Source organism: Parafrankia sp. Ea1.12, from assembly GCF_900465275.1.
Taxonomy (GTDB): Bacteria; Actinomycetota; Actinomycetes; order Frankiales; family Frankiaceae; genus Parafrankia; species Parafrankia soli.
The window spans coordinates 1-247 of sequence record NZ_UBIZ01000457.1; the positions used below are offsets into that span (position 1 = coordinate 1).

1 protein-coding gene is annotated in these 247 nt (G+C 70.0%); it reads right to left on the reverse strand.

Annotation, left to right across the window (positions count from 1 at the left end; all coding sequences use genetic code 11):
* Positions 1 to 135: 135 nt before the first annotated feature.
* Positions 136 to 247 (reverse strand): TerD family protein (locus tag FMEAI12_RS26790; RefSeq protein WP_146776775.1); only part of this gene is annotated, 112 nt, incomplete at its 5' end.

Consider the following 247-nt stretch of genomic DNA (forward strand, 5'->3'; position numbering starts at 1 on the left):
CTCGGAGTCTCTCCAGACACCATGCGGCCATCGTGCCAGAGACCGCAGCACGGCAGACTGCTTTTCGACAAACGACCCGCCCGCGGCGCGGACGCCCAGGGGCGAGCCACCGGGCGCCGCCGCCGGGACAGCCTGCTAGGAGACGTTGACGCCGAAGTCGAGCGCGATTCCGCGCAGGCCGGACGCGTAGCCCTGCCCGACGGCCCGGAACTTCCACTCAACGCCGTAGCGGTAGAGCTCACCGAAG